The sequence below is a fragment of the Vreelandella titanicae BH1 genome, from assembly GCF_000336575.1.
In the GTDB taxonomy this organism is placed as follows: domain Bacteria; phylum Pseudomonadota; class Gammaproteobacteria; order Pseudomonadales; family Halomonadaceae; genus Vreelandella; species Vreelandella titanicae.
Genome location: NZ_AOPO01000002.1, coordinates 190,378 through 216,648 on the forward strand (window position 1 = coordinate 190,378; position 26,271 = coordinate 216,648).

Annotated in this window: 26 protein-coding genes; 14 read left to right on the forward strand and 12 right to left on the reverse strand. The window is 54.7% G+C overall.

Features of this window, described 5'->3' with window-relative positions:
• Positions 1–23: 23 nt before the first annotated feature.
• From HALTITAN_RS05425 to HALTITAN_RS05440, 4 genes are all read left to right on the forward strand, one after another.
• Complete coding sequence (locus HALTITAN_RS05425; protein WP_039858279.1) at positions 24–563, forward strand: GrpB family protein; 540 nt, start codon at positions 24–26, stop codon at positions 561–563.
• Between the two features lie 80 nt (positions 564–643).
• The gene (locus HALTITAN_RS05430; RefSeq protein ID WP_027959209.1) at positions 644–1,051 is read left to right on the forward strand and encodes a VOC family protein; all 408 of its coding nucleotides are present in this window, start codon (positions 644–646) and stop codon (positions 1,049–1,051) included.
• Positions 1,052–1,101: 50 nt separating this feature from the next.
• Complete coding sequence (locus tag HALTITAN_RS05435) at positions 1,102–1,737, forward strand: LysE family translocator (RefSeq protein WP_027959210.1); 636 nt, start codon at positions 1,102–1,104, stop codon at positions 1,735–1,737.
• A gap of 75 nt (positions 1,738–1,812) precedes the next feature.
• Positions 1,813–2,133, forward strand: coding sequence for a DUF1330 domain-containing protein (locus HALTITAN_RS05440; protein WP_027959211.1), 321 nt, complete (start codon positions 1,813–1,815; stop codon positions 2,131–2,133).
• A 56-nt stretch (positions 2,134–2,189) separates the two neighbouring features.
• Here the strand turns inward: HALTITAN_RS05440 and HALTITAN_RS05445 are convergent, their stop codons facing one another.
• Positions 2,190–2,891, reverse strand: coding sequence for an FMN-dependent NADH-azoreductase (locus HALTITAN_RS05445; protein WP_039858281.1), 702 nt, complete (start codon positions 2,889–2,891; stop codon positions 2,190–2,192).
• A 119-nt stretch (positions 2,892–3,010) separates the two neighbouring features.
• On the opposite strand from HALTITAN_RS05445, the gene HALTITAN_RS05450 reads away from it, so the two are divergent.
• Positions 3,011–3,916 (forward strand): LysR substrate-binding domain-containing protein, encoded by a 906-nt coding sequence (locus tag HALTITAN_RS05450; RefSeq protein WP_009286494.1) that lies wholly within the window; start codon positions 3,011–3,013, stop codon positions 3,914–3,916.
• Between the two features lie 233 nt (positions 3,917–4,149).
• Positions 4,150–4,665, forward strand: coding sequence for an MgtC/SapB family protein (locus tag HALTITAN_RS05455; RefSeq protein WP_009286495.1), 516 nt, complete (start codon positions 4,150–4,152; stop codon positions 4,663–4,665).
• 108 nt (positions 4,666–4,773) lie between these two features.
• Here the strand turns inward: HALTITAN_RS05455 and HALTITAN_RS05460 are convergent, their stop codons facing one another.
• Positions 4,774–6,696: a DNA topoisomerase III gene (locus HALTITAN_RS05460; protein ID WP_039858283.1), complete on the reverse strand. Its 1,923-nt coding sequence runs from the start codon at positions 6,694–6,696 to the stop codon at positions 4,774–4,776.
• A gap of 213 nt (positions 6,697–6,909) precedes the next feature.
• Between HALTITAN_RS05460 and HALTITAN_RS05465 the strand changes: the two genes are divergently transcribed.
• Together HALTITAN_RS05465 and HALTITAN_RS05470 are read left to right on the forward strand one after the other, a co-directional pair.
• A complete protein-coding gene (locus tag HALTITAN_RS05465) occupies positions 6,910–8,151 on the forward strand; it encodes an ABC1 kinase family protein (RefSeq protein WP_009286497.1) in 1,242 nt (413 codons plus the stop codon).
• A 137-nt stretch (positions 8,152–8,288) separates the two neighbouring features.
• The gene (locus HALTITAN_RS05470; RefSeq protein ID WP_039858284.1) at positions 8,289–10,106 is read left to right on the forward strand and encodes an SEC-C domain-containing protein; all 1,818 of its coding nucleotides are present in this window, start codon (positions 8,289–8,291) and stop codon (positions 10,104–10,106) included.
• Between the two features lie 19 nt (positions 10,107–10,125).
• Here the strand turns inward: HALTITAN_RS05470 and HALTITAN_RS05475 are convergent, their stop codons facing one another.
• The gene (locus HALTITAN_RS05475) at positions 10,126–11,487 is read right to left on the reverse strand and encodes an AmpG family muropeptide MFS transporter (RefSeq protein ID WP_009286498.1); all 1,362 of its coding nucleotides are present in this window, start codon (positions 11,485–11,487) and stop codon (positions 10,126–10,128) included.
• Positions 11,488–11,600: 113 nt separating this feature from the next.
• Here HALTITAN_RS05475 and HALTITAN_RS05480 point away from each other — a divergent pair, with 113 nt between their 5' ends.
• From HALTITAN_RS05480 to HALTITAN_RS05490, 4 genes are all read left to right on the forward strand, one after another.
• Positions 11,601–12,119: an FKBP-type peptidyl-prolyl cis-trans isomerase gene (locus HALTITAN_RS05480; RefSeq protein ID WP_039858286.1), complete on the forward strand. Its 519-nt coding sequence runs from the start codon at positions 11,601–11,603 to the stop codon at positions 12,117–12,119.
• Positions 12,120–12,228: 109 nt separating this feature from the next.
• Positions 12,229–12,384 (forward strand): cytochrome c oxidase subunit CcoM, encoded by a 156-nt coding sequence (ccoM, locus tag HALTITAN_RS25685; protein WP_022523728.1) that lies wholly within the window; start codon positions 12,229–12,231, stop codon positions 12,382–12,384.
• 201 nt (positions 12,385–12,585) lie between these two features.
• Entirely contained in the window at positions 12,586–13,101 is a 516-nt protein-coding gene (locus HALTITAN_RS25940; RefSeq protein WP_022523727.1) for a hypothetical protein, read from the forward strand.
• A gap of 92 nt (positions 13,102–13,193) precedes the next feature.
• A complete protein-coding gene (locus HALTITAN_RS05490) occupies positions 13,194–14,246 on the forward strand; it encodes a GGDEF domain-containing protein (protein WP_027959222.1) in 1,053 nt (350 codons plus the stop codon).
• Here the strand turns inward: HALTITAN_RS05490 and HALTITAN_RS05495 are convergent.
• The 6 genes from HALTITAN_RS05495 to HALTITAN_RS05515 all read right to left on the reverse strand — a co-directional run bounded on the left by HALTITAN_RS05495 (position 14,230) and on the right by HALTITAN_RS05515 (position 20,791).
• Complete coding sequence (locus HALTITAN_RS05495) at positions 14,230–14,697, reverse strand: group I truncated hemoglobin (protein WP_027959223.1); 468 nt, start codon at positions 14,695–14,697, stop codon at positions 14,230–14,232. The genes HALTITAN_RS05490 and HALTITAN_RS05495 overlap by 17 nt on opposite strands.
• Positions 14,698–14,707: 10 nt before the next feature.
• Positions 14,708–15,493, reverse strand: a complete 786-nt coding sequence (locus HALTITAN_RS05500) for a DUF3034 family protein (protein WP_236614930.1) — start codon at positions 15,491–15,493, stop codon at positions 14,708–14,710.
• 89 nt (positions 15,494–15,582) lie between these two features.
• Positions 15,583–17,952 (reverse strand): bifunctional diguanylate cyclase/phosphodiesterase, encoded by a 2,370-nt coding sequence (locus HALTITAN_RS05505; protein WP_009286502.1) that lies wholly within the window; start codon positions 17,950–17,952, stop codon positions 15,583–15,585.
• Positions 17,953–18,002: 50 nt separating this feature from the next.
• Positions 18,003–18,686, reverse strand: coding sequence for a cupredoxin domain-containing protein (locus HALTITAN_RS05510; protein ID WP_009286503.1), 684 nt, complete (start codon positions 18,684–18,686; stop codon positions 18,003–18,005).
• Between the two features lie 180 nt (positions 18,687–18,866).
• Positions 18,867–19,016: a hypothetical protein gene (locus tag HALTITAN_RS25525; protein ID WP_155705810.1), complete on the reverse strand. Its 150-nt coding sequence runs from the start codon at positions 19,014–19,016 to the stop codon at positions 18,867–18,869.
• Between the two features lie 56 nt (positions 19,017–19,072).
• Positions 19,073–20,791 (reverse strand): proline--tRNA ligase, encoded by a 1,719-nt coding sequence (locus HALTITAN_RS05515; RefSeq protein ID WP_027959226.1) that lies wholly within the window; start codon positions 20,789–20,791, stop codon positions 19,073–19,075.
• Between the two features lie 270 nt (positions 20,792–21,061).
• On the opposite strand from HALTITAN_RS05515, the gene HALTITAN_RS05520 reads away from it, so the two are divergent.
• Entirely contained in the window at positions 21,062–21,496 is a 435-nt protein-coding gene (locus tag HALTITAN_RS05520; RefSeq protein WP_009286505.1) for a hypothetical protein, read from the forward strand.
• Positions 21,497–21,566: 70 nt separating this feature from the next.
• Here HALTITAN_RS05520 and HALTITAN_RS05525 read toward each other — a convergent pair whose 3' ends face one another.
• From HALTITAN_RS05525 to HALTITAN_RS05535, 3 genes are all read right to left on the reverse strand, one after another.
• Positions 21,567–22,982, reverse strand: coding sequence for an amidase (locus HALTITAN_RS05525; RefSeq protein ID WP_027959227.1), 1,416 nt, complete (start codon positions 22,980–22,982; stop codon positions 21,567–21,569).
• A gap of 109 nt (positions 22,983–23,091) precedes the next feature.
• Positions 23,092–23,934: a deoxyribonuclease IV gene (nfo, locus tag HALTITAN_RS05530; RefSeq protein WP_009286506.1), complete on the reverse strand. Its 843-nt coding sequence runs from the start codon at positions 23,932–23,934 to the stop codon at positions 23,092–23,094.
• 46 nt (positions 23,935–23,980) lie between these two features.
• Complete coding sequence (locus tag HALTITAN_RS05535) at positions 23,981–24,736, reverse strand: glycerophosphodiester phosphodiesterase family protein (RefSeq protein ID WP_009286507.1); 756 nt, start codon at positions 24,734–24,736, stop codon at positions 23,981–23,983.
• 227 nt (positions 24,737–24,963) lie between these two features.
• Between HALTITAN_RS05535 and HALTITAN_RS05540 the strand changes: the two genes are divergently transcribed.
• Entirely contained in the window at positions 24,964–25,941 is a 978-nt protein-coding gene (locus HALTITAN_RS05540) for an NADPH:quinone reductase (protein WP_009286508.1), read from the forward strand.
• Positions 25,942–26,271 lie beyond the last annotated feature (330 nt).

Genomic DNA, 26,271 nt, shown 5'->3' on the forward strand with positions numbered 1-26,271 from the left:
CGCTAAAGGGGGGAGCCTCAACCATGGATGAAACGGAATCTTTAAATCGAGCCATCCATGAGGAGGTCGCGCTGTTTCCATATGATGCGGCTTGGCCAACTCTATTTAAGCAGGAGCGAGACAGGCTGCTAGATTTATTTCCAGATGAGTTCCTAGCCATTGAGCACATCGGAAGTACCGCTGTTCCTGGTCTCTCGGCCAAGCCGATCATCGATATTCTGGCAGGCGTTGACTCAATATCCAGGGCCGATGACTTATTGGAGCCGTTGTGCCGTGCCAAATATGCGACATCATTAGCGTACAACGCTTCCTTGGTCGGGCGGCGTTGGTTAATGCGATGGGCCGAGGGGCGTAGGACGCATCATCTGCATCTGATGGTGTATGGCAGCGAGGAGTGGCATCGTCGGTTGGATTTTCGCAATAAACTGCGTGCTGATACTGAGCTTTCGCAACGGTATGAGAAAAAGAAGCGCCTGTGGGCGGCGGAATTTACGTCAGACCGAGAAGCCTATACGGCGGCGAAAGGGGATTTCATTAAACAGGCGCTCAAGAATGCCTCTTAACCACAGCAGTCAATGTCGCGTCTGTTTTGCAGACCTTTCTACAGTAACGCTTAGCGCGTCAAATGAAATGGGAGGTTAAAGTGAAGGCTATCAAAACATCTCTAATGTTTGTGGGGGATCAGGCCGGTAAAGCCGAAGAAGCTATCAAGTTTTACACTTCGCTATTTGAGAACTCGAAAATCATCGATATCGAGCGTGTCGAAGCTGGGGGGCATGATCCCGAAGGGGCAGTTAAGCTCGCCCGCTTCTCGATAAACGGCACTCTCTTCCTGGCAATGGATAGCTATTACGACCATCAGTTCAGTTTTACGCCATCAATGTCGTTACACGTTGAGTGCGGCTCAGAGAAAGAAATAGAAGACGTATTTAAAGCATTGAGCGATGGAGGTAAGGTTTTGATGCCTCTAGATAATTACGGCTTTAGTGAAAAATTCGGATGGTTGAATGATAAATACGGCGTTTCCTGGCAGCTGAACCTTTCCAGCTAGCACGTTAACATTCTTTTAGCTTGGCAACGGAAAAATACAAGAGAGCGCTTATGTTTGAGTATACATTGCTGCACTGGATGACTTTTTTATCAGCGGCCGTGCTTTTGAACCTATCGCCGGGGCCAGATATTGCCTACATACTGGGGCAAACATTACGTAGCGGGCGACGACAAGGGTTTGCCGCTATGTTTGGGATTTGGACAGGAGCGGCGCTCCATGTAGTAATGGCTGCAGTTGGTCTTTCGGCTATTTTAGCCACCTCTGCATTGGCGTTTTCGATTGTTAAATGGGTAGGGGCCGCCTACCTGATATGGCTCGGTATTAAAATGTTGCTGTCTCAAGGGGATCAGTTTGTCGCTGCAGAAAAGCCGGGTAACAAGAACCTCTCCGCTGTTTATTGGCAGGGCATGCTGGTATCAGCGCTAAACCCCAAAGTCGCTATCTTCTTTCTGGCTTTCCTGCCGCAATTTATCGTGGAAGGCGCTGGCCCAGCCGAGGCACAGCTTTTATTGCATGGCAGCCTTATTATTGCAGTTGCTGCCTTAATAGAACCTCCTCTGGTTCTGGCTGGCGCTAAGTTGGGTGCTTACTTAAAGAGAAAGCCACGCGTTGGTTTGTGGATGGATAGAAGCTTGGGGGCACTTTTCGTCGCGTTGGGTGCACGGTTGGCAGCCAGTGCAAGATAGGCTACGTGATGCTATTTTTACTTTTGAAGTGCTGGGGGCGGGTGTCTCTTTTCGTTGAAATGGAGGATGATGATAATGCCTGCCTACGCCGTTGCTCTTATCCGCGAAACCCGATTCGATCCTGAAATTAAACAATATTTAGAAGGCATTGATGCAACCCTCGCACCATTTTCGGGCAAATACCGCGTGCATGGTGGGCCATACATTCCGCTTGAGGGGGCATGGGCAGGCGATATGGTGGTGATTGAGTTTCCTTCCATGGAGCATGCGCAAGGTTGGTATGACTCGGCTGCTTATAAAGCGATCCGCCCATTGCGTACCCGGAATACAGAGGGCGATGTGCTATTAGTTCAAGGTGTACCAGAAGGGCATAAAGGAGCGGACATCCTTGGGTAGCGATAGCCACTCCTTATACTTCAGCGTATTTACGATGAAAGATCATTAACTATAATTTAGGCCGGTTGAGGTGATGGCGTGCTTTCCAACACTACCTGCAACTCTTCAACAAGCGTTTCAACTTTCTGTATCGCGGCAGCAACCGATTTGGCCAATACCTCGCCGCCCACTTCCTGCCCTTCGATCGCGATGTAGTGAACGCGAGTGATGCCGATAAATGCCAGTGCTGTGGCCAAGTGTGGCTCAAGGTGGTTCATATGGGCCATTTCTTCACCTGGCGCCATATTTACACCGCCTCTAGCGGTGAGCACAACGGCATGCCTTTTTCGGTCTGTGAGCTTGGGTATGTAAGGGTCTATCGGGTTGGTGTCATCGAATTCTACCGTTCGGCCGGGCCGTACTACTTGGTCGACCCACGCCTTGAGGGCGGCAGGCATCCCGAAGTTGTAAAGCGGCGTTCCGATTACCACAATATCAGCAGCAATTAACTCATCAATCAGCTGGTCGCTCTCTGTCAGTGCGGCCTTCATCCAGGATTCTCGTCGCTCTTCTGGAGCGAAGGCAGAGGCAATCCAGTCGTGGCTGATAATCGACGGTGGGTTTTGGCCTATATCGTGATAGGTAACCGTGTCTTGTGGCCGGCCTGATTGCCACTGGCTAACAAACTGATAAGTCAAATGGCGGCTATGCGAACCATGGTTATCTGTGCCAGCAATGCCGGGGCGGGCGCTAGCGTCTATATGCAGGATGTGTGTCATGGTGGCCTCCTAATCTGAGTTGAACTCATCTATGATTAACAACAGGCTTAGCTTAGGCTGTGCCTTTCAGCCTGAACAAACGATCTTTTCTTGCAGCTATAGATGAGTGAAGCTCATTCATGAACCATCGCCGATTACCTTCGCTTTCAGCACTACGAGCTTTCGAAGCCGCTGCCCGCCATGAAAGTGCCAAGCAGGCGGCGCAGGAATTATCCGTTACCGCCACTGCGATTAGCCATCAGGTTCGGGGTCTTGAAGAGGCGCTGGGCGTTTCGCTGTTTTTACGTAAACCCCGACAGTTGGCGCTGACACCTCAGGGCCGTGAGCTACTGCAGGTTCTGGAGACTGCGTTTGATAGCATTAGTCATGTTGTCGAGCGGTTGAGTGCTGTACCTGTTCGCCAAACCGTTACGCTCTCTACAACGCCAGCGGTTGCGGTGCGCTGGTTGCTGCCCTGGGTGTGTATGCTGCGCGACTCCCATCCAGATATTGATCTGCGTATTCATGCTTCGCATGAGTCGGTTCCTCTGGATGGGGTAACGGCAGACATTGCCATTCGCTATGGCGATGGCCGTTGGCCAGGGTTGGTCGCCGAGAAGCTGTTTGATAACACCTTTATCCCGACCTGTAGCCCACGCCTTGGTCTACACGAGGTAGAACAGCTACCTTTGCACCCATTGATTCACTTCAGCAGTCAGGGGGCCATATCATCACCACTGGATTGGGCGACGTGGCAGAAAGAAGCAAAGGTACCTGGGCTGGACGTGAGTGCCGGGCTGGTCTTTTCTGATGAGACCCACGCTATCTCGGCTGCCGTTGGGGAGCAGGGTGTAGCGCTGATGAGCCGCCAGTTGATTCAGGATGAGTTGGAAGAGGGGCGTTTGGTGCAACCTTTCGGCCCCGAATTTGAAGGTAAGCCGTTCTTTCTGGTCTACCCAGAAAGCCGACGGCATGACCCAACCATTCAAGCGATCAGTGATTGGGTTTTGGCGGTGCCGGGTGGGTTGTGTACGTTGATGAATTGATAGTGGAGGACTTTTATACCGTTATCTTATAGGCAAGCTACCCATCCACCTTACTGACTTGGTTAACAGACCACGCTGCTGGATGACCTTCGAAGCTTCGCTGTTGTTCAAGGAGCTTCTAAAGTGTATCTCCGAGCTGATGCTCGTCCTACTGCAGGTGAGAAATGCTGTTTCCCCTGAATTCAACTCATAGTATTTAAGAGCCGTCGCTCTGGCAATCAAGGAACGAAACGATGGAAGTAATTATTAATACTATAATATCCGAGTTTTCGGATTTTAATGACCTGAGTGAATTCATCATTGTTGTGATTCGCTTGCTGTTGGCGGCTGTACTAGGCGGTCTATTGGGGCTCGAGCGAGAGCAGAGAGGCAAGGCCGCTGGAATACGCACCCATATGCTGGTCTGTATGGGGGCGGCTTTGTTTATATTTATACCTCAGCAAACGGGTATCTCTGATGCGGAAATGAGCCGGGTCATCCAAGGCGTTATTGCTGGCATCGGTTTTCTTTGTGCTGGCACCATCATCACCCGAAAAGATGAAAAAGGCACGTCAGGGCTTACCACGGCGGCAGGGGTTTGGTTGACGGCGGCAATTGGCATAGCCGTAGGCCTAGGACGCGAGCAGACGGCGGTTTTGTGTACGCTGCTGGCCTGGGTAGTCCTCTATGTAGTGCCTTTCTTTTCCGGTTCAATCAGCAAGAAAAAGTCTTCGTCCTTGGGCGATGACGAAGATAATACCGATATTTGATGGGAGCCGAATGCAAAAACTAGAGGGCGTGAATGAACAGAGAGTTAACTCCTCTGGTAAGGCCTCGCCTTTTTATAATCAGGGAACTACATCCAGACGGTATAATTATTATTTGTTGGAAGCCTTCTTTCTTCCACTGGGGCTTTTCCTTCTTGCATAGCTCTTTCTCGGCTTACCCGTGCGTTTCGGCGGGCCACCGGCCTCACCCTGGGCGGTTTGCAGGCTCTGCCTGAGCTTGGCAGCGTCACTGTGGGTGAGCAGGCCGCGTAAATCATCCAGCAGCGCTTGCTGAAACGCGCCAGGGTCGTCCTGCTGTTCGGAAATCGCCCGTAGGCGTTGTTCCCATAGCGCAGTGCGTTCAGGCGTGCTTACGGCGCTGGGAAGGGCGGCGATTAGGGCAGTGCCAAGCTTGGTGGCGCGCAGGGCTTTTTGCTGGCGTACCAGGTAGCCGCGCTGTACCAGGGTTTCGATAATGCCCGCCCGGGTGGCTTCGGTGCCCAGGCCATCGGTGTCGCGAAGCGTACGGCGCACTTCCGGGTCGTCCACGTAGCGGCCAATGTTCATCATGGCCTTGATCAGGCTGGCATCGGTGAATGGTTCCGGTGGGCGGGTTTCCTTCTCCTCTACGCCTGCGCCCAGCGCCTGGCAGGGCTCACCTTGAGTGAGTGGTGGCAGCGGTGGTGTTTCATCCCGAGTAGTGAATAGCGGTTTCCAGCCGGGGTCGAGAATGCTTTGCCCGCGGGCGCGGAAGGCTTCATTAAGCAGCGTAAATTCGGCTTTGACTTCGAAGGTGCGCAGAGGACGGTAGAACTGCGCCATCACGTTGCGCACGATCAACCGAAACACATTGCCTTCGGTAGCGGAGAGTTGGCTGAAATCTGCCGGTTTTCCGGTGGGGGCAATGGCGTGGTGGGCACCGACCTGCTTATCGTTCCATGCCTTGGAGCGCAGGGTAAAGTCTGCTCCATTCAGCCACTGCTGAAGCGCATCATCGTTTTGGCAAGCACTGGTCAGGCTGCGCTGGGCAAGCTGAAGATGCTCTTCAGGTAGGTAGCGGCAATCGGAGCGCGGGTAGGTGATCAACTTGTGGCGCTCGTAGAGCCGCTGGCAAATGTCCAGCACCATCTGCGCGGAAAGCCCATGACGGCGGGCGGCATCTACCTGAAGGGCTGATAGCGAGTAGGGCAGCGGCGGTGCCTGGCGTTTCTCCTGCTGGTCGAGCTTGGTGAGTTGCCCTGATGCGCCGGGTAACTGAGCCGCCAGTTCATCGGCGGGCCTGCGGTCAATCAAACGGCCTTGATCGTCAAGGGGTTGGTGCTCTTTGGGCACCCACCAGGCGCGCAGTTGACCTTGGGCAACCTTGAGATCCACCCATAGTGGATAAAACGGATGGGGCACAAAATCACGGATGGCGTTATCGCGGCGCACGATTAATCCCAGTACCGGGGTTTGCACACGGCCGACAGAAAGCACACCGTCGTGCCCCGCTTGTCGGCCGGTGAGTGTCCAGGCACGGGTTAGGTTAATGCCATACAGCCAGTCGGCGCGAGAGCGGGCCTGGGCTGCCTGAAACAGCGGCTGGTAATCGGCGTTGGAGCGTAGCTTGGCAAGCGCCCGGCTCACTGCAGGTTTATTGAGGTCGCTGATCAGCAGCCGTTGTACCGGGCCACGGTACTTCATGTACTCGATCACTTCCTGCACCAGCAGCTGACCTTCGCGGTCAGGGTCACCCGCGTGAACCACATCGGTGGCTTGTTTGATCAGCTTGCGAATCACCGCGAGCTGCCCACGCGCCTTGGGGCGTGGCATCAGCTTCCACTGCTGCGGCACGATAGGAAGCCGATCCAGCCGCCACTGTTTGTCAGCGGGGTCATAGGCTTCCGGTGGCGCTTGCTCTAATAAGTGCCCTAAGCACCAAGTGACCGTGGTGTCGCCACATAGCACCGCGCCCTCCTGGCGTTTGCTAGTGCCCGGTAACGCCTCGGCAATGGCTTGGGCGAGGCTGGGTTTTTCGGCAATTATCAGGCGCATAGCAGCGAAGCCTTCATCGTATCCTTTGATGGCGCCTATGGTAGCAGACGCTGGCCAGCATTGGCGCCAGAGGGGGCAGGTCAATGTAGTGATGCGATAAATTGCTGATACTGTTAAGTTGTATAAATTATGTACAAATAGTTTTGTTGGCTAGCAATCTGTTTGATAGCAATCTATTTGATGGTCAGGGCTGGTATTTAAGGGGCATCATCAATGCGTGATCAAGGTAGAACACGACGTTTAATGGGATTGGGTGCACGCACCGGTGGAGCGCTGCTGAAAACCCGTTTAGGTGGCCAAGCGGATTGGCGAGCCCTGGGCGAAGCGCTGTTTGAGGGGCTTTCAGAGCTTAAAGGCCCGGCCATGAAGCTTGCCCAAATTATGTCCCAGTGGGACGATCTGCTACCGCCCGATCTCGCCGAGGAGCTTGCCCGCCTGCAGCGCCAGGCCGAACCGATGCCCTGGCTACGTATTCATGAAGCGCTGGTTCAGCAGTACGGCGACATTGACCACTATTTCAGCGAAGTCGAGGAGCGCCCCTTTGCCAGCGCCTCCATGGGGCAGGTTCACCGCGCGACCACTCATGAGGGAGAAACGGTCGTGCTTAAGGTGCAGTACCCCGGCCTTGCTGATGTTTTGGAGAGCGATTTAATCCAGGTGCGACGCATTATGCGTTTAGGCCGCTGGTTTAAAGTACCCCAGGCGCGCTTGGACGCGCTGTTTGAAGAGCTCGCCGAAAGCCTGCGTGGGGAACTGGACTATCACGCCGAAGCTGCTGCGTTGGCCCGTTACCGTGAGCGCTATAAGGATGATCCACGGCTAGTGATTCCCGAGCCTTTGCCAGCGCTCTCCGGCCCTCATGTGCTGGCGATGCGCTACGTGGAAGGAGCGCCATTGCGCGAATTAGCCGAGGCAGATGACACGACGCGCCAGAGCATTGCCGAGACATTAGCAGACTGGATTACCCAAGAGCTGTTTACCTACGGCGAACTACATGCCGACCCCCATGCGGGTAATTTCGCAGCCGATGCCCAAGGGCGGCTGGTGATTTACGATTTGGGCGCGGTAATTGCGGTCCCCGATGCGCGTATAAAGGCGATGATGCAACTGTTGGATGCCACCTTGAAGCATGACCCCATGGGGATGGACGAAGCCTTGATGCAAATGGGTGGCCGCCAGGGGCAGGGCGCGCCGCTGGCGCTCTATCGTGAATCTGCTGAATGTATCGCGCCACTGTTTGAGCCGGGCGAGCAGGATTTCAGCGATGTGCGGGTGCACCGTCGTCTGCGCGAGCTAACCCCTAAAGTGTGGGCGGCGATGGATCGCCTACAGCCTCCCGCAGAAACGCTGCTGCTTTCCCGGGCGCTGAACGGCCACTATTGGAATTTAGTGCGTTTGGGCGCGCGACTGAATATGCACGAGCGCACGCTTCCGCTATTACATCGAGCCTATTAATGATCAACCGATTGCCACTGCGACCATGTCGGCCTTCATGCTAAACTATGCCGCTTTTAAACAGGTCATTGTTTAATTCGATATCGTTGAACACGACATCGTTTAACAAGCCATCCTGTCACAACATGGAGACGGCAATGCTGGCGGTATGGGTCGATCAGCTGCTGGGATTCGCCTCCGGGGCACTCTCGGCAATCAGGCAACAAGAACACTATCCGGATTTTATGACCTGGGTGCGTGCCAAAGGCGCGGATTCATTTGAAGGCGATGTGTCCATGGCCCAAGCGCTGGCACCAGTGCTGTGGTCGCAAACACCGCTAGAGCGGCTCGACTTTGCCTGTGAGCCCCTCGCCACGCCGGGGCGTAATGAACCGTGCTGGTGTGACTCAGGGCGCAAATTCAAGCAGTGTTGCTATCAGATCGAGTTTCCCACTGAGATCCCCGATCAGATGATGTGGATGCTCTCGCTGCGCGAATGGAAGGGCGCGACCCTGAAAGCCGCGTTGGATAGCCAACAGGCTCCGGCTCAAGCGCTACTGGAAGCCGGGTTGATTGCTGCTGAAAGCGGCCAGACGGGCCGCGCTATGCAAATCCTTGAATCACTCTTCGATGGTAGTGACTGGTCACGGCTGCCTGAGCAGGCCGAGCCTGCCTTTGAAATCCTGCTGGATATTTATCAAGAGCGCGGTTTTAGCCGTAAACGTGCTGACCTACTTGATGATGTGATGGAGCGGGGGCCGCTGTTTTTGCGTGGCGTGGCTCTTGAGCGTTTATGCCTGATGCACTTGGATAACGATGACCTGGATAGTGCCCGCGGTGCCTTTGTGAAGGCTCAGCAGGCGCTACCTGATTCGCCTACCTTGGCCTACATTGAAGCTATGCTGTTGCTGCATGAAGGGCACGAACAGGAAGCCAAAGAGCGCGCTAATTTCTGGTATCGCCGCTTGGTTCGACAGGGTGATCTGGATGAAGATCAGTTGGATTTTTTAGCCGCGTTGGCGGATAACCCCGGCGCGACGCTTGCCGATCAGTTGCTGAGTGCGGAAGAGGATCTGGCAACGCCGCTGGTAGCGCTTCAGGCATTGCTGGCCGCGCTGCCCACTGCCCCCAAAATCGATGTGAGCGCTGACCCTGAAAGTGGGCGATTGCTATATAACACCAGTGCTCGTGAAGAGACTCTGTTTGCCGCTTGGCATGAGCAGTTTCAGGTGTTGGTGGATGAAGACGTAGCGTTGGGCTTCCGAGATGACCCCTGGGGCAACGCCATTGAGTGGATGTCGGCACTCTGTGCACATCCCGAGTGGCTGGACGCCCCACAGGTTGTGCAGGACTTAACGTTGGCGCTCACCAGCCGCTTTGGCAGCCTGCCGTGGATGGCTCCAAGCCTACTAGAGCCACTGGCGCTTCGACTTTCGCGCTGGCTGGAACAAGCCCGCGCCGAAGGCGACGGTAACTTGTGCTGGGACGATGCCAACAACGCCATGTTGCTACGCACAGGGTTAGCGCTGGTGGTCGGCATGGAGCGCGGTGCGCGTCAGCACTCCCGCGAGTTGGCCGAAGAGCTACTGCTGATCGACCAGGAAGATAGCTTAGGGCTGCGCGAGCTGGTACTTGACCAGCTGCTGCGTGATGATCGCAACGAGGAAGCGTTGGCACTTGCGGAAGAGAGTGACGACGACGGCTCGCTGGTACTGGGGCTTTTGATGGGTAAAGCCCTGGCACTCTATCGGTTAGAGCAGCGTGAGGCGGCAGAAGCGGCGCTAGGCGATGTGCTTGGCCATAACCGCTACGCGTTAGAGCTAATTTGCGCAGATAGTCCGCGGCCTTCCATGCCTCACCCCGATGGTCAAGTTGACCCCGGCTCCCGGGCGGAAGCGTGGCAGTACCGCACCTTGATGCGCGATCAGTGGCGGACTACGCCAGGGGCCTTGGACTGGCTCGAAACACACCGCTAGCTTAAACCCCCAAGCCTGCTTAAGCAGGCTTGGGGGTAGGCACTAACTGCTTGTCTCGGCTGATCCAAATCGCCAAAATAATGGCGGGAAGGCCCAATAACGTTGCGATGACAAAGAAGCTTGGGTAGCCCTGAGAGGTTACGACCAGCCCACCAAAACCGCTCAAAAACTTTCCTGGCAGCGTCATTAGTGATGAGAACAGCGCGTACTGCGTTGCAGTATAGGCGCGGGATGTGAGGCTGGAGAGAAAGGCGATAAATACCGCGCTGGCTAAGCCGTTGGCGAGATTATCGCCGATAATCGTCACCACCAGCATGGGCAACTGATTACCCACCACGGCAAGCACGGCAAACAGCAGGTTAGTTACCATCACCAACCCCGCGCCGAAGATCAGCAGCGGGCCAATGCCGTAGCGCGCCACGCATAGCCCGCCTAGAATTCCACCGGTAATGCTCATCGCAATGCCGAATATATTGGTCACGTTAGCAATCTCTGCCAGCGAAAAGCCCAGGTCGATATACAGCGGGTTGGCCATGGAGGCCATGGCCAAATCGCTGATTCTAAATACGGCAATAAACACCAAAATCCACAGCGCTTTCACTCCATAGCGGCGAAAAAAGTCGGTAAACGGACAGACCAGCGCACCAATGCTCCAGGCACCCAGGCGGCGTAACAGTTTGGGCTTACCGCGGCTGGCGCGAATAAACGCCCGTACCTTAGGCTCATGGATAAGTTGAATAGAAAGCGAAGCGCGCTTCGGTTCAGGGCGCAGCAGCACGGTGAGAACGCCAATGCCCATTAGCGCCGCCATGCTCATGTAGGCCACATCCCAAGAGGCAGAGGCCGCGATATACAGTGCGCCGGCACCGGCGGCAAGTAAGCCACCGCGATAGCCAATAATATAGGTCGAGGCCATGGCGGCCTGAACATCGTCATCGGCGGACTCAATGCGATAGGCATCGATAGCGATATCCTGCGTCGCTGAGCCAAACGCCACCAGCAGTGCAAAGAGGGCCACCCAGCCGAGATTACCCACCGGGCTCAAACCGGCCAGCCCCACTAACCCCGCAACGATCAACCCCTGGGCTAACAGCATCCAGCCGCGGCGTTGGCCGAAGGCGCGGGTCAAAATCGGGAGCGCTAACCGGTCTACCACCGGCGCCCAGAAAAACTTGATCGAGTAGAGCATGCCAATCCAGGCAAAAAAGCCAATTGCCGCTACCTCCACGCCGTCGCTACGCAGCCAGGCGGAGAGTGTTGAAAACACTAATAAAAAGGGTAGGCCTGCAGAAAACCCCAAAAACAGCATGGTAATAACGGGTGCACGACAATAAATAGCCAGCGCAGCAAGCCAAGTGCGCTGGGGGGTGGGGTTTAACATTAAACGCTACTCCTGGTGGAAAGACGCTGGCAACGGCCAAGTGATAAACTGAGGCAGTGTTCTAACACAAAGTGCTATCACAAAACCGACAGCTTACCGGAGAGGAGTTTTCCATGTCGATTACGGCGCATCAGGTAGTTACCTTGCACTATGTCCTCAGCGACGTGCTCAACGATGGCAGCAAGCAGGTATTGGATGACTCCCAAGCGCGCAATAAGCCGCTAGAGTATTTGCATGGTCACGACAATATCGTGCCAGGGTTGGAGAGTGCGCTAGCAGGTCAAATCGTTGGCGCCGAGCTTAGCGTTCAACTAATGCCCGCAGATGCCTACGGTGTGCGTAACGAAGATCTGGTTCAGGAAGTCAGCCGTGGCTCTTTTGGTAACGCTGAGTTGGAACCGGGCAGCCGCTTTCAAACTGAGGGCGAAGCCGGGCCGCAAATTGTTACGGTACTCAAAGTCGATGGCGACCGCGTCACCGTCGATACCAATCACCCCCTGGCCGGGCGCACGCTGAACTATAAAGTCACCATTTTAGACGTACGCGAAGCTACCCGTGCAGAATTAGCCAAAGGCCATCCGTTACCACCAGGTACCGAACACAGTAAAGTCGAAGACCGCAAGGTGCTGTAGTGCTAATCACGCCCAAAAATTGATCAGTATCAATTTCCTGTTTAACCGCCTTCCCCCGCCTGCCGTAACTTGATCTAGGTCAGCATTCTTCTGCCGTTGAGTGACTAGTATGAACGCATACATCACGGCGGGGGGATTCACCATGTATTGGGATGACACAGTTATTTTCGGCTTAGTGACCGTCGCGTTAGTAATCGTTTTTATGCTGGGGTGGGTGGGCTTCGTGATTCGTGATCATCTACGTAAAGATGAGCGTAAAAAGTAGCTTTCCCACCTCATGTAAACCTTGTCAGGGGAGGGGGTTTGCTATCGCAGTAAACCTCCTGTTGCCAGCCCACCATGGGCTGGCTTTTTTTTGCCTGAAATGTGCTGAAAAGTTGCAATCGCATAGCGTGCGTTAATGAGCAATGCAAGGCGTGCTCTGGTAAAGTCCATTGAAGCAATGACTACACTAGGATGCTTTGTCATGAACGCAGTTGCCTTACACCACAGCCCGTGGGGTCGTGTACGTGATCGGTTAGCGTGCGCGTTAATTGTCGTGGGCATAATACTTCCCGCGACTGCCTTTGCCCAGGCAGTAAATATGATCAACGGCGATGTCACTCAAAAGGTCGCTTTAAGTGACTTGCACGACATGTCTGATACGACGTTTACACTCTATGACCCCTATCAAGGGCGCGATGTGGAGATGCAGGGCGTCGAGTTTCGCACCTTTCTGATTGAACAGTTTGGCGAAGTGCCCCCGGCGCTTCACTTTACCGCTTGGGACGACTACGAGGTTACCTTAGAAGGGTGGGACGACCCTAACTGGTACCTGATTAGCTCTGAGGATGGCGATCCGCTCACCATCCGTACGCGAGGCCCTGTGCGGCTGGTAGAGCGTGACTACAATAATCAGGGCAAGGGTGATCGCGACGTAGAAAACCTGCGTGAGTTCAATGACTGGATCTGGATGATTCGTAGCATAGAGGCGAAGTGGTGACATCCAAAACTAGGCCCGTCGCGCAGCCCACAGTTCGTCCCCGGCCTTTAGCTCGCCAGCACCGCTATTTTACGTGGTTATCATTGAGCTTGATGAGCTTTTTGGCACTTATGGTGTTGATTGTTTATGAATCGCGCTGGGTATACCCCGAAATACAGGCTTATTTCAGCCAGACGGGGAGCCTTACAGGTCAGCAGCTTTCTACTCGGGCACGGGTCTACCTACAAAATGCCCAATCCGAGCTATTGAGTGACCAGGCAGAGCAAGATGCGCTGGATGCCGCAGCCTTGGATATTGACCTGGCCTACGGCTTAGCCGATGTGCACATTTATCGGCGTGAATATACCTGCGTTGAGCCTAGTTTGAAGGAGTTGGATCGGCTGGTGGCGCTGCTCGTGGCGCGGGGCATTGACCGTATCGCTGCGGCGATGGCGTTGTTCGCACCGATTCAATGCTTAACCCATATTGAGATGGATCAGCTTGATCGTCGGGGCGCAGCGATTAACGATTTTTCCGAAAGCACCCGTCAGCATCGTCAGGTGCTGACTTACTCCAGTTTATTGATCTTTGTGATGGGATTGGCGTTTTGGTGGCTCCATGAGCGCCAGCTAAGACGCGCAGATCGCGCCACCCAAGAGACCTTCGAGTGGATGCAGCGTGCCATGCGCGACCCGCTCACCGGGATTGGCAATCGCAGCGCTTTACACCAGGATGTGTTGGCGAAGCAGCATCAATCGTTAGGGCTGATTCTGGTCGATATCGACTTTTTTAAACAGTACAACGATGCCTATGGGCATCCGCAAGGCGATACTCTTTTGCGCCAATTGGCCACATTGATTGGTGAAACGCTGAATGATGAAGCGCAGCTCTACCGCTTGGGAGGCGATGAGTTCGCGGCACTACTTCACTGCCCGAACACTGACACGCTGAAGCGTTACTGTCGTCAGCTAATTGAAGGGCTGCGGGAAGCTGATTTTGCCCACTCTGCCCATCCGGATAAAAAAGGCGTGACGTTAAGCGTTGGCGGGAGCTGTTTTGTAGCCGATGAAGCAACGTTTCCCTACGCTTACGAAGCCGCCGACAAAGCACTCTACCGGGTAAAAGCGATGGGCCGTGACGGTTGGCAGGTTACTGAAGACGCATAACGTCTGTGTACATAGGGGCGAGTCTGCCCAGCAGTTCATTACGTGCGCCAAGGGCAATACCCTCCGCCTGCATAGCCGCATCGAGATGTTCCACCAAGCGATTAAAATGCGCATCTGTTAGCCCCATATGTTGATGAGCACGATCCATCGGCGGGCCTTCATAGTGGCAGGGGCCATCGCTTACATCGCATAGCTGGCTGGCCAGGGATTCAGCAAATAAATCGATATTGGTGTTAGCAAAAAACACCACTACTTCGGGATCATCCGCAATTCGGTATAAGAGATTCTCGACCACCGTGTCGATAGTGCCCTGACCGCCAAGCCGTTCGTAAAGCGTTGTTGATTGAGTGGCTGACTGATGAGTGCAGCCTGCGAGCGTAATTGCGATTGTTGCAAAAGTAACCGTTATTAAACCACGGTGTGTCCGCTTGCATTTGTGTGGAAAGCTCATAGCGCCCCGCTTAGAAAGCTGCCTGAAGTGAAAGATAGCCGCCGCGTTGGGAAGGTAGGCCGGCAATGTCGCCTAAGTTCAACCACGCGCCCGTGAGTGATAAGTGCTTATTGAAGAAGTAGGCACTGTAGAGACTTTGCCAATCATCCTCTTTAGCTACGCTTAGGTTATCGGGTTTCTGACGATACTCTGCACCGACAACCCATTGCGGGGTAATAAAAACGCCCACGCTCCCCTCGGCCATCCACGAGCGGCTACTCTGATCGCCGCCAAAGCCAAGCAGACCGCCCTGGTTGGCATTGGTATTGCGCAGGGTGGCGTTGAATAGCACATTGCGCCCGGCAACAGCGCTAAACAGCAACTTGCTGGCGCTAAGATACATATCGGTACCGCTTGTTTTATCGGCACCGAGGGCGGTGGGAATGGTGCCATCAACCAGTCGTTTATGTTGCATCCCAACACTCCAAATGCCCCAAGGGTGATAGAGCACATCACCGAGCAAGCGCACCTTAGCACCGTAAATATCCTGGCCTAGCTCGCCACCCAGGGTGTCTAGATCAAGCGTTTGACGCGCCACTGAGACTTCAATACGGTCATAAACATTCAGGCTTGCGCCGGTCACTGTTAGCCGATAATCGTCCACCCAGGCATGGGTAGCGGCGGCAGTGACGCCGATTTCCTGTTCGCTGGCGGTGCTGGCCAGCACTGCCCAAGGCGATAAGCCACCCCCCGCGGCCCCTTCAATAGCACTCACTCCGCCCGTACTTACAATACGGCTACCGGCATAGGAGGGCATGGACGCAAGCGCTAAACAGACCGCAAGGCAGCTGAAAAAAAAGTGCCGAAAGGGTGAACTGGATGGTGAAAACATAGATTGAAATAACATCATGGCTTTCTCTGGAACGCCTTTAGTAAGGACGACATCGGGTGGGGCAAGGAGAGCGGCGTAAAATTATCCAACCATGCGGGGAGTTCATCAGCTGGCATTGGTTTAGCAATCCAATAGCCCTGTAAAAAGTCACAGCCAAGCTTGCTTAACAGCTCGGCGCTGGCGCGATTCTCGACGCCTTCGGCCACTAAGCGCAGTCCTAAGCTGTGGCCCATTTCGATGGTCGAGCTGACAATCGTCAAGTCATCTTTTTGAGAATCAATGGCCAACACGAACGATTTATCGATCTTGAGTTCATCCACGGGCAAGCGTTTGATTTGCGCTAGGGAAGAGTAGCCGGTGCCGTAATCGTCAATCGCGATACGCAGCCCTAGTTGGTTGAGCTCCATCAACGTGGCCATGGCGGCATCAACGTCCTGCATAACGGCACTTTCAGTGACTTCGATACTCAGGCGGGCAGGGGCAAGACGATAGCGCTCAAGCAGGCTAGCCAAATAAGCAGCTAATTGGCGATCCACCACATCACTGGCGGAGAGATTAACCGCTACCGATAAGTGGTAACCATGCTGCTGCCAAGCATGCAGTTGAGCGCAGACATTGGCTAACATCCAGTGGCTTAGCATGCTGATGCTTCCCGAACGCTCGGCCAAGCTAATAAACTCATCGGGTGGCACAAAACCTAACGACGGGTGACGCCAGCGCATCAACGCTTCGCACTGATCGACACGGCCGTTACGTGTGTTTACTTTGGGCTGGTAGGCCATCCACAGCTCACCGTTGCCCACCGCGTCCTGTAGGTCTCGAATCAAGGTGAGCTGGCGTAAATGATGCTCATCCTGTCCTTCCAAATAGCGTTGATGGGCGTGACGGTGGCGACGCGCCATATCGAGTGCGATGTCGGCACGCCGCAGCAGCAGTTGAGGGCTGTCGCCATGGTCGGGGTAATTAGTTTCGCCCGCCGAGAGTGACGGCGCGATAGGGAATTTATCAAGGTCGATAGGGTGGTGCAGCGTTGTAAAAAGGCGGGTTCGCCAGGCAAAGTCGCTTCTCGACTGCTTGACGAGTAGCAGTAATTCATCGCCATCCAGTCGGTAGGCAGTGCTCTCAGAGCCATCAAAGTGCTGCAAGCGCTTGGCCAGTGTGACTAGCACGTGATCCCCCAGCGCATAGCCGAAGGTGTCGTTGATGTCGCGAAAGTTGTTAATCGCCAGGCGAAGCAAGGTAAAAGGCTCACCGCGTTTGATCAAAAGGCTAATATCTTCTTGGGTGCTGATGCGGTTGGGCAGGTCGGTAAGGAGGTCGTGGCGAGACTGGTGATGAAGCGTCGCCTCGCGCTGAGCGATGCCTTCCTGCATGGCGATCAGTGTCGACGCCAAAAGCCCCGTTTCACTTCGCTCACTACCAATGGGTAGCTCGGTAAAACGTTCGCCGCGACCAATGCGCTGTGCCGCCTTCGCCAACTCCATTAACGGTTTGCTCATACTCCGGGCGCTCCACATAGCAATCAGCACGGTAAACAGCAGGATCAAAGCAATGATTCCCAGCAGTTGCCACTGCAGCGAGCGGTAAGCGCCAAGCAGCTCGTTGCGTGAGAGTTGTAACAACGCATAGGTCTGGTTGACGTCATCGGAATAGAGCTGAGACGCGTAGGTCAGGTACTCGGCATCCGGCGTCATCTGGCTGTGTAAGGCATATTCACCTTCGATTAGCTCATCGTCACGCCCGCTCATTAATTCCAGGGCCAGTTGCTCGGGATGAGAACTGGCAAGGTAGCTGATCTCGCCGTTGTCGCGATAGTTGACTACGCTGATGTCCAACCCGGTTAATGCATTAATCTCTTCCGTGACCGCTTCATTGATTAAAAAGCCCATACCCACCCAGCCAATCAGGTTGGGGGCACGCACTGGCAGCAGGGCAAACTCGTACGGCTGCCCTTCGGCGATGACGACGCTAACAGCTTCGCCTTCTTGGCTGGCTCGATCGAACAACTGCGGGAAAGGCATGGGGCTATTTTGCGCGTGATGGCTGCTTGCCAAAATACGCCCATCCAGGCCGCTGAGTAACACGATATCCGCCTTGGCTCGATCACCATGGTTGGCCAATACGGAGTAGAGCGTATCGGTGTCCTGGGTGGAAACGGCGCTTTTAAAACCGAAGTCATCGGCAAGAATGGCGACGTTATTAGCTAACTGCTCACCGCGTGCGTCCAGCAGTTGTTCCAATACATTGGCACCCACTTCTAAACGTTGGGAGCCTTTTGCAATGACGTCGTTTTGGGTCGCACGAAGAAACGCCACCCCGGTGGCGAGTTGCGAGACAATCACCACTGTCAGTAGCACGAGCATCAGGCGCGTTCTAAAGCGCATAGCAACCTCACTAAGTGGCGGATCGCGATCTCCTGAACACTGATAGGGGCTTAGGTGGCATCTTTAAATCGCTGCTGAAGTGGAGAGAGTGTTGGCGCTGGGGGTGGCAGCGCATTGAGTTTCAAGCTGACGTTTAATTGGTCGGTATCGGTAATGACGCCTTCCCACCAGACTTGTTGGCTGTCATCAAGCTGAGGGTGCCAAATCCGCACACGATGCTCACCTGGCGGCAGAGTAGGTAGCAAAAGCGTGCCTTCGGCAGCCGTTGTGGCCATATAGGGAGCGTCGCTAACGACAATAAAGGCCTGCATATGGTCGTGAATATTGCACCCCAAGACGACAATGCCCGCTCGGTCGAATTGAACTGGTGGTGGGGTTTCTTGCAGGTAGAGATTTAAATCAAAGGTTTTGGCCGGTGAAAAAGAGTAGACGTGATGGCGAGTCGTATCTTGGTTAGGAAATGCCACATAGCTGTCGGTCGATACGGTTAGCACCTTGGGGTGAAAGGCGGCATCGCGCTGGTAGATACTCTCTTGTTGGGGTGGATTTCCTGCTGAGGTGTCGTAATAGACCTCAACCACTGCGTCCTCAAGCAGTTGACCTTCAACACTACGCACCGTTACCTGGGCAGCATTAGCGGTGGAGACAAGTAGGGATGTGATTGCCACTACAAAAAACGGGGCAGTAAATACGCTGAAAAAGCCACTAAAAGGGCTACGTTGTTGTGTTGGCATTCAGATTGGCATCCCGCATTAAGCTGGCAAAGTGTTAAGCCTAATAGTGGATGGATTATGCAAGAAAGTCATGCCTTTGGCTTAACGGTAAGCCAACACTTGTGGATTTATCCTTAACTTTGCTTTTGTTTTATTAGGTGCTGTGGCACTCGCACCAGTGACCACGTTAGCTTTTACCGATTAGATGGGCAGGATAGTGCTTAACGCAATGCTGGCTGGCGCCAAGTGTCCCGCCAGGCATACATGACGCGCTCTGGGTACCAGGTTTCTCCCAGGCTGCGTCTGGCGCTGCACGTCATCACCAATAAAACGCGCTAGCGGCGTGCCCATACGTTCACGCCACTGGGCTTGTCTCTACAAGCCCAGCGCCGCTCAGCGTTACTGCCTTAGCTAGCTTTCTCACGCAAAAAGTCGATGATTTGATCCGCAGGCACCATGGTGGCTTCGCTATCCCGACGTCCTTTATATTCCAGTTCGCCGTTGTCCAGGCCGCGGTCGCCGATTACCAGGCGGTGAGGAACGCCCATCAGCTCCAAGTCGGCAAATTTAACGCCGGGCCGGGTGTCTCGGTCATCCAGCAAGACGTCTAAGCCAGCGGCGGTGAGTGCTTGGTAAAGACGTTCAGACTCTTCGCGAACACGCTGGGATTTGTGTGCATTCATCGGCACCAGTGCCACCTGGAAGGGCGCAATAGCGTTAGGCCAGATAATGCCGGATTCATCGTGGTTCTGCTCAATGGCCGCGGCGACCACACGGGTCACGCCGATGCCGTAGCAACCCATCCAAGGATGGCTGGTTTTGCCGTTGTCGCCCAGTACGTTGGCGTTCATGGCCTGGGAGTACTTTTGGCCAAGCTGGAAGACGTGGCCAACCTCGATGCCGCGCTTGATAGAGAGCGTGCCTTGACCGTCGGGAGAAGGGTCGCCTTCCACCACATTGCGTAGGTCGGCCACCTCGGGAAGGGCAACATCACGCTCCCAGTTAATGCCGAAATAGTGTTTGCCTTCAATATTGGCACCCGCGCCAAAGTCGCTCATCAGGGCAACGCTGCGGTCGGCAATAATGGGCATATCAAGGTTCACCGGGCCAAGCGAGCCAAAGCCTGCACCAACTGCTGCGCGAATTTCTTCTTCGCTGCCCATGGTCAGCGGGGCCGCCACTTGGGGAAGGTTCTCTGCTTTTACCTCGTTCAGCTCATGATCACCGCGCACCAATAGGGCAATCAGGCCACCTTCAGCGGCACGTACGATGAGGGTCTTGACCGTTTTCTCGATCGGCAGATCAAACTGCTCAACCAGGGCGGCGATGGTCTTGGCATTAGGTGTGTCTACCAGATGCATCTCTTGGGTAGGTGCTTCGCGCTGTATGTCGCTGCCCACCGGGGCAGGCAAGGCTTCGGCCTTTTCCATGTTTGCGGCGTAGTCGGAGGCGTTGGAGAATACGATATCGTCTTCGCCCGAGTCGGCCAGTACGTGGAATTCATGGGAGCCGGTGCCGCCGATAGAGCCGTTGTCGGCAATTACCGGGCGAAAGTCGAGGCCTAGTCGCGTGAAAATGCGTGTGTAAGCATCATACATATCCTGGTAGGTCTGCTTCAGCGAGGCTTCATCCAGGTGGAAGGAGTAAGCATCCTTCATGATGAACTCGCGGGAGCGCATTACCCCAAAGCGTGGGCGAATCTCGTCACGGAACTTGGTCTGAATCTGATAGAAATTGACCGGCAGCTGTTTATAGCTGGCAATCTCTTTGCGCACCAGGTCGGTGATCACTTCTTCGTGGGTCGGGCCGACGCAGTAGTCGCGGTCGTGGCGATCTTTCAGGCGTAACAGCTCGGGGCCATACTGCTCCCAACGGCCAGACTCCTGCCAAAGCTCAGCGGGCTGCACGGCGGGCATCAGTACCTCTTGAGCACCGGCACGGTTCATCTCTTCGCGCACAATGGCTTCCACTTTACGCAGGGTGCGCAGGCCAAGTGGCAGCCAGGTGTATAGCCCTGAGGTTAAACGGCGAATCATCCCGGCACGGAGCATTAGCTGGTGGCTAATGACTTCGGCGTCAGCCGGGGTTTCTTTGAGAGTGGCAATCAGTAATTGGCTGGCGCGCATGGGCGTGAGCATTCCTTAGGTTTTTGAAAACAGGGTTGTTGAAAACCTGGTTCTTGAAAACTGGGTTCTTGAAAAAGTGCTTGGAAGCGTTGAATGGGGACATTGTACGGTCTAGCGGTTAAAGCGGCAAAATAGTGCTTATGTTCAAATGATCTATGCTTTTGGATGGCTGTGCTAAACTGATCGAGTTTTGTGGCGCGATAGTCGGCAAAAACGCAAGCGCAATACGCTATATCGACTATCGTTACTTTTGTATTTGAGGGAACCTTCATGCATCAAGCAGTTCGTCGCTGGTTGACTGGCGCCGTGGTTGGCGTTTCCATCGTGTCATTGAGTGGTTGTGGTACGCTTTTTCACCCTGAACGTAAAGGGCAATTGAGCGGTGATATTGATCCGGTTATTGCTGTCGCCAATGGGGTCGGTTTGCTGTTTTTTATTGTACCCGGAGTGATTGCCTACGCCGTGGATTTCTCTAATGGCACCATCTATCTGCCGGGCCGCAACAGCGCCTCAGTAGATGTTCACCACTTAGACGACGCTATGGATGTGGCTTCCCTGGAAAAATTGCTCTCTGAAACAGCTGGTCAGCCGGTGAGCTTAGAGAGCGAGTTGGTCATGATCGAGGAGGTGAGCAGCTTGGATGAAGCGTTGGCCATGGTGCGTATGTCGGGCGTGTTAGACCAAGAGAAACTCTCAGCTATGTAACGTTCGCTATTGATCGCTAAAACCCAGCCATGTGTCACGCTTGGCTGGGTTTTTTCATGTCGTGCAAGTGTTAAGCATACTGGGGAGGGTTGGGTACGCTGGGAAAGCGCGGCGGGTGCGCTTCCATGTAGGCGTGGCAGGCACGCAGTACCCGCACATCATCATACTTGCCACCCGCAAGCTGAAAACCCACCGGTAAACCGTTATCGGTAAAACCACAGGGCACTGACGCGGCGGGCTGCTGGCTAAGGTTAAAAGGATAGCTAAAGGGCGCCCACTCTTCCCAGTCCCGCATATCGCTGCTGAGGGGAACTTCCTGGTTAATTTCAAACGGCGGTATCGCCACCGAGGGGGTCATCAGTAGATGATACTCTTGGTTAAAGTGCTCCAGGAGCTGGGTTAACTCCGCACGATCTGCCAAGGCACGAAACAGTTCAACGGCTTTCCAGGGTTCGGCCTCACGGGCATTGGCCACCATGCCGGGATCCAGCAGCGTACGCTGGTGATCATCCATTTGTGACCACTGCTCTAAAGAGGCGGTAAACCACAGCTTACGGAAGGTATCCAGCGGTGACGAAAAGCCGGGATGCACTTCGACGATTTCAGCGCCCAACGCCTCCAGTCTGCCGGCTGCTTCTCGCACGCGTTCGGCAACCTGTGGATCTACCTTGGCGTAGCCAAGATCAGCCGAGTAGCCAATCCGTAGTCCGGTTAAACCTTTATCCAAATCCATCCCCCAGCACTCGGGCTGCCCGCGGGTGGCGTAAGGGTCACGGTAGTCGTAACGGCCCATCACATTGAGCATGCTAACCGCATCCCGCACGGTGCGCGTTAACGGCCCCAGGTGCGATAGGCTGGGTTCTTTAGCTGGAGGCCATTGGGGCGTCCAGCCAAATGTGGGTTTGAAGCCAAAAACACCGGTGAACGCCGCGGGGATACGTATGGATCCGCCGGAGTCGCCGCCCTGGTGCAGTACCCCCATATTGAGTGCCGCAGCAGCGGCGGCCCCGCCGGAAGAACCGCCGGGGGTTAACCGAGTATCCCAGGGGTTAGCCGTGGCACCGAAGACACGGTTATCGGTCACGGCTTTCCAGCCAAATTCGGGCGTGTTGGTTTTACCTAAAATGACGGCGCCTGCTTCACGCAGCATGCGTGCGGGTGGCGCATCGGTGTCACATAGCGCTTCAGAAGAGGTTAACGAGCCTTCTCGGCAGGGCATGCCTGCCACTTGGGTCAGGTCTTTAAGCGATACCGGCACCCCGTCGATGGGGCTTAGCGGCTTGCCTTGCCCCCAGCGCCGCGCCGAGGCTTTGGCCGCCGATTCCGCACCTTCAGCATCTACATACACATAGGCGTTAACGTCTGGGTTGAAGCGCTCGATTCGATCAAGAGCGACACGAGTCGCTTCTAGCGGGGAGGCCTCTCGGCTTGCAAACAAGTGAGCTAGGGTCTGGGCATCTAAACTGCCAAGATCGGTATCGCTCATTGCACACTCCTTACGTAGGCTGGGGCTTGGGTAAAGGAGTTTAAGCGTAGGCAAGCATTACCGGGCGTGCAAAAACCGCTGAATCGTAGGCTGACTCTTTGTATCCACTTCAGGAGGCTTGAGCGCGTAGCCAAGCTATTTCATCGGCCCATATCTCGGGTTCGATGGTCTCCAGTATCATTGGAATGCCGTTAATCCGTGGTTCCTGCATGATGGTGGTAAAGGCAGGTAGGCCAATATTGCCTTTGCCCAGGCTATGGTGGCGATCCACGCGGCTGGCAAGGTTGCTTTTGGCATCGTTTAAATGCATACCGCGCAGATACTCAAAGCCGACCACGCTGTCTAGCTCATCAAGCGTTGCTTGGGTGGCCTCTGTCGTGCGTAGATCATAGCCCGCCGCAAAGGCGTGGCAGGTGTCAATACACACCCCCACGCGAGTTTTATCGTCCACGTGGGCAATGATCTCGGCCAAATGCTCGAAGCGCCAACCTAGGTTAGTGCCTTGGCCAGCGGTATTTTCAATGACTGCGGTAACGCCTTGGGTATGCGTTAGCGCTTCGTTAACGGATTCTGCAATACGCTTTAAGCAGTCGCTTTCGCTGATTTTGTTCAAATGGCTGCCAGGGTGAAAATTAAGCAGCGTCAGCCCCAACTGCTCGCAGCGCTGCATCTCATCCAGAAACGCATCGCGGGATTTGCGCAGCCCTTCCTGCTCGGGGTGACCCAGATTAATCAGATAGCTGTCGTGGGGCAAAATCTGCTCTGCAGAAAAGTTGTGCTCGGCACAGGCATCGCGAAAGGCTTGAATCGCCTCATCGGTGAGCGGTTTACCTTTCCATTGACGCTGATTTTTGGTGAATAGCGCAAACGCATCCGCACCGATTTCCACTGCTCGCTGCACGGCTTGGTCTGCGCCGCCAGCGGCGCTCACATGGGCTCCTAGGTACTTCACGGTGGACTCCTTGTCAGTGTGTGAACTTATAAGTTGTTAGAGTTTATCAATGGCTGTCTAAAAAGCGCTTGAACGCGGCGGGTTCATCGGTGATGACACTGCCGATGCCCCACTCCCAGCGGCTATGAAAGGCACTGGGGTCATTGGCGGTATAGCACAATATTTGATAGCCATCGCGCTGCATAGCGTCGGCTTGGGCGCGCTTCAAACGCGGCCAGTGGGGGTGCACGCTAAAAGCCTCAATGGCCTCGCACTGCTCACGCCAACTTTTGGGCACGCTACCGAACAGCACACCCAGGGCCAGCCGTTCTTTGCTGGCAAATTGACGGCAGTGGCCAAGAGCCGCGGCATTGAAGGAGGAGATAATCAAGCGCTCGGGGGGGAGAGTGTCGAGCATTTCCGGCAGCGCGCGTTCCACCAGCGCGATGGGGTCGCGGCCTTTGTTGACCTTGATTTCCATATTGGCGCCCATTTCCAGCTCGTTAAGCAGTGCCAACATCTCGCTGAGGCTAGGCATCTTCTCACCCGCAAAACGATCGTCAAACCAAGCCCCGGCATCCAGGGTTTGCGCCTTCGCCCAGCTCATGGAGGCGAGTCCGCCCCGTCCGTTTGAGCAGCGTGCTACATCGCCGTCGTGCCAAATCACCGGGGTGCCATCACCGAGTAGCTGCACATCCAGCTCTACCCATGTGGCTCCCGCTTCATAGGCGGCGCGCACCGCGGCGAGGGTGTTTTCAGGGGCAGCGGCGGAGTAGCCGCGGTGGGCAATCAGCGCGGGGAGTTGAATAGCGGGATGCGTCATGACAAATCTCTAAGCCTTAGACGATAAAGAAGCGCTAATACTAGCATGGGCGCATGACAGCAGGATTGCATTGCCTCGCGTTCTAGTGGGTAAAAATACGCTAGCGTGCTAGCTTGATTTAAATGCCATGACGCGCTTGTATAGCAGCACCTGTTGCCATGCTTAGCATTATTCAGAGATGGCGTATCAACTCGAATAATAGCCGAATTACACAATAAGGAGTCCTAATGTCTCAGCGTATTCAATTTGCCCGCACCGGCGGTTCTGAGGTACTTGAACTGGTCGACGTTACCCCTGCTGAACCTGGCCAGGGTGAAGTACGTATTGCTAATAAAGCCGTTGGCCTTAATTTTATCGACATCTATTTTCGTACCGGGCTCTATCCAACCCCTTCCATGCCTTCTGGTCTAGGCACCGAAGGTGCAGGCGTGGTCGATGCGGTTGGCGAAGGAGTCACACACCTTCAGGTTGGCGATCGCGTGGCCTATGCCCAAGGCCCGTTGGGCGCCTATGCTGAACTGCATACGCTGCCAGCGGCTAAAGTGGTCAAGCTACCCGACTTCGTTGATTTCGACACCGCAGCGGCGAGTATGCTCAAGGGCCTTACCGTGCAGTATCTGCTGCGCCAAACCTATGAACTAAAAGGTGGCGAAACCATTCTATTTCACGCCGCAGCGGGCGGGGTAGGTTCGATTGCCTGCCAGTGGGCGAAGTCGTTAGGCGTTAAGCTGATCGGCACAGTCAGTTCACAGGAAAAAGCGGATCTAGCCATGGCCAACGGTGCCTGGGCGACAATTAATTACAGCGAAGAGAACGTGGTAGAGCGCGTACGCGAGCTTACCAACGGCGATATGTGCGATGTGGTGTACGATTCGGTGGGTAAAGACACCTGGGAAATGTCACTGGACTGCCTGAAGCCCCGTGGTCTGATGGTCAGCTTTGGCAACGCGTCTGGCCCGGTGGAGGGCGTTAATATCGGCATTCTGAATCAGAAGGGCGCACTTTACGTGACCCGCCCCAGCCTGAATGGCTACGCCGACACCCGCGAGCGTTTGGAGATGATGTGCGAAGAGTTTTTCGCCATGATTGAAAGCGGTAAGGTCAACATTGATATCGCCAACCGCTACCCACTTGCAGAAGCTGGCAAAGCCCAAGACGCCCTGCAAAGCCGCAAGACCACGGGCTCAACTATTCTTTTGCCGTAGCGGGTTCATTTTAGCCGACGATAGAACTTTGAGAGCAGCAGCAGGGGCAGCCTGAAGCGATTGGCCAGGGCCCCGTGAAGTTTCCTATATCTCAAAGGCTGCACGCATCGCTATAAGATTGTTGATGCTCACATTATTGTTGAGCGCCAAAAGTAAGCGCTTTTATTAGCCCGTTTTACCCTTCATTACACTACCGATATGAAGCTCGGCTTTGCCGAGCTTTTGTCCCTTTTGGCTATGTGTTTATAGGCTTTGCGTATGCAGGGTCTATACCTCTGTATAGTAAACGTCTAATGTGCAGAAGAAATAGTCATGTTAAAGCGTGTTTTG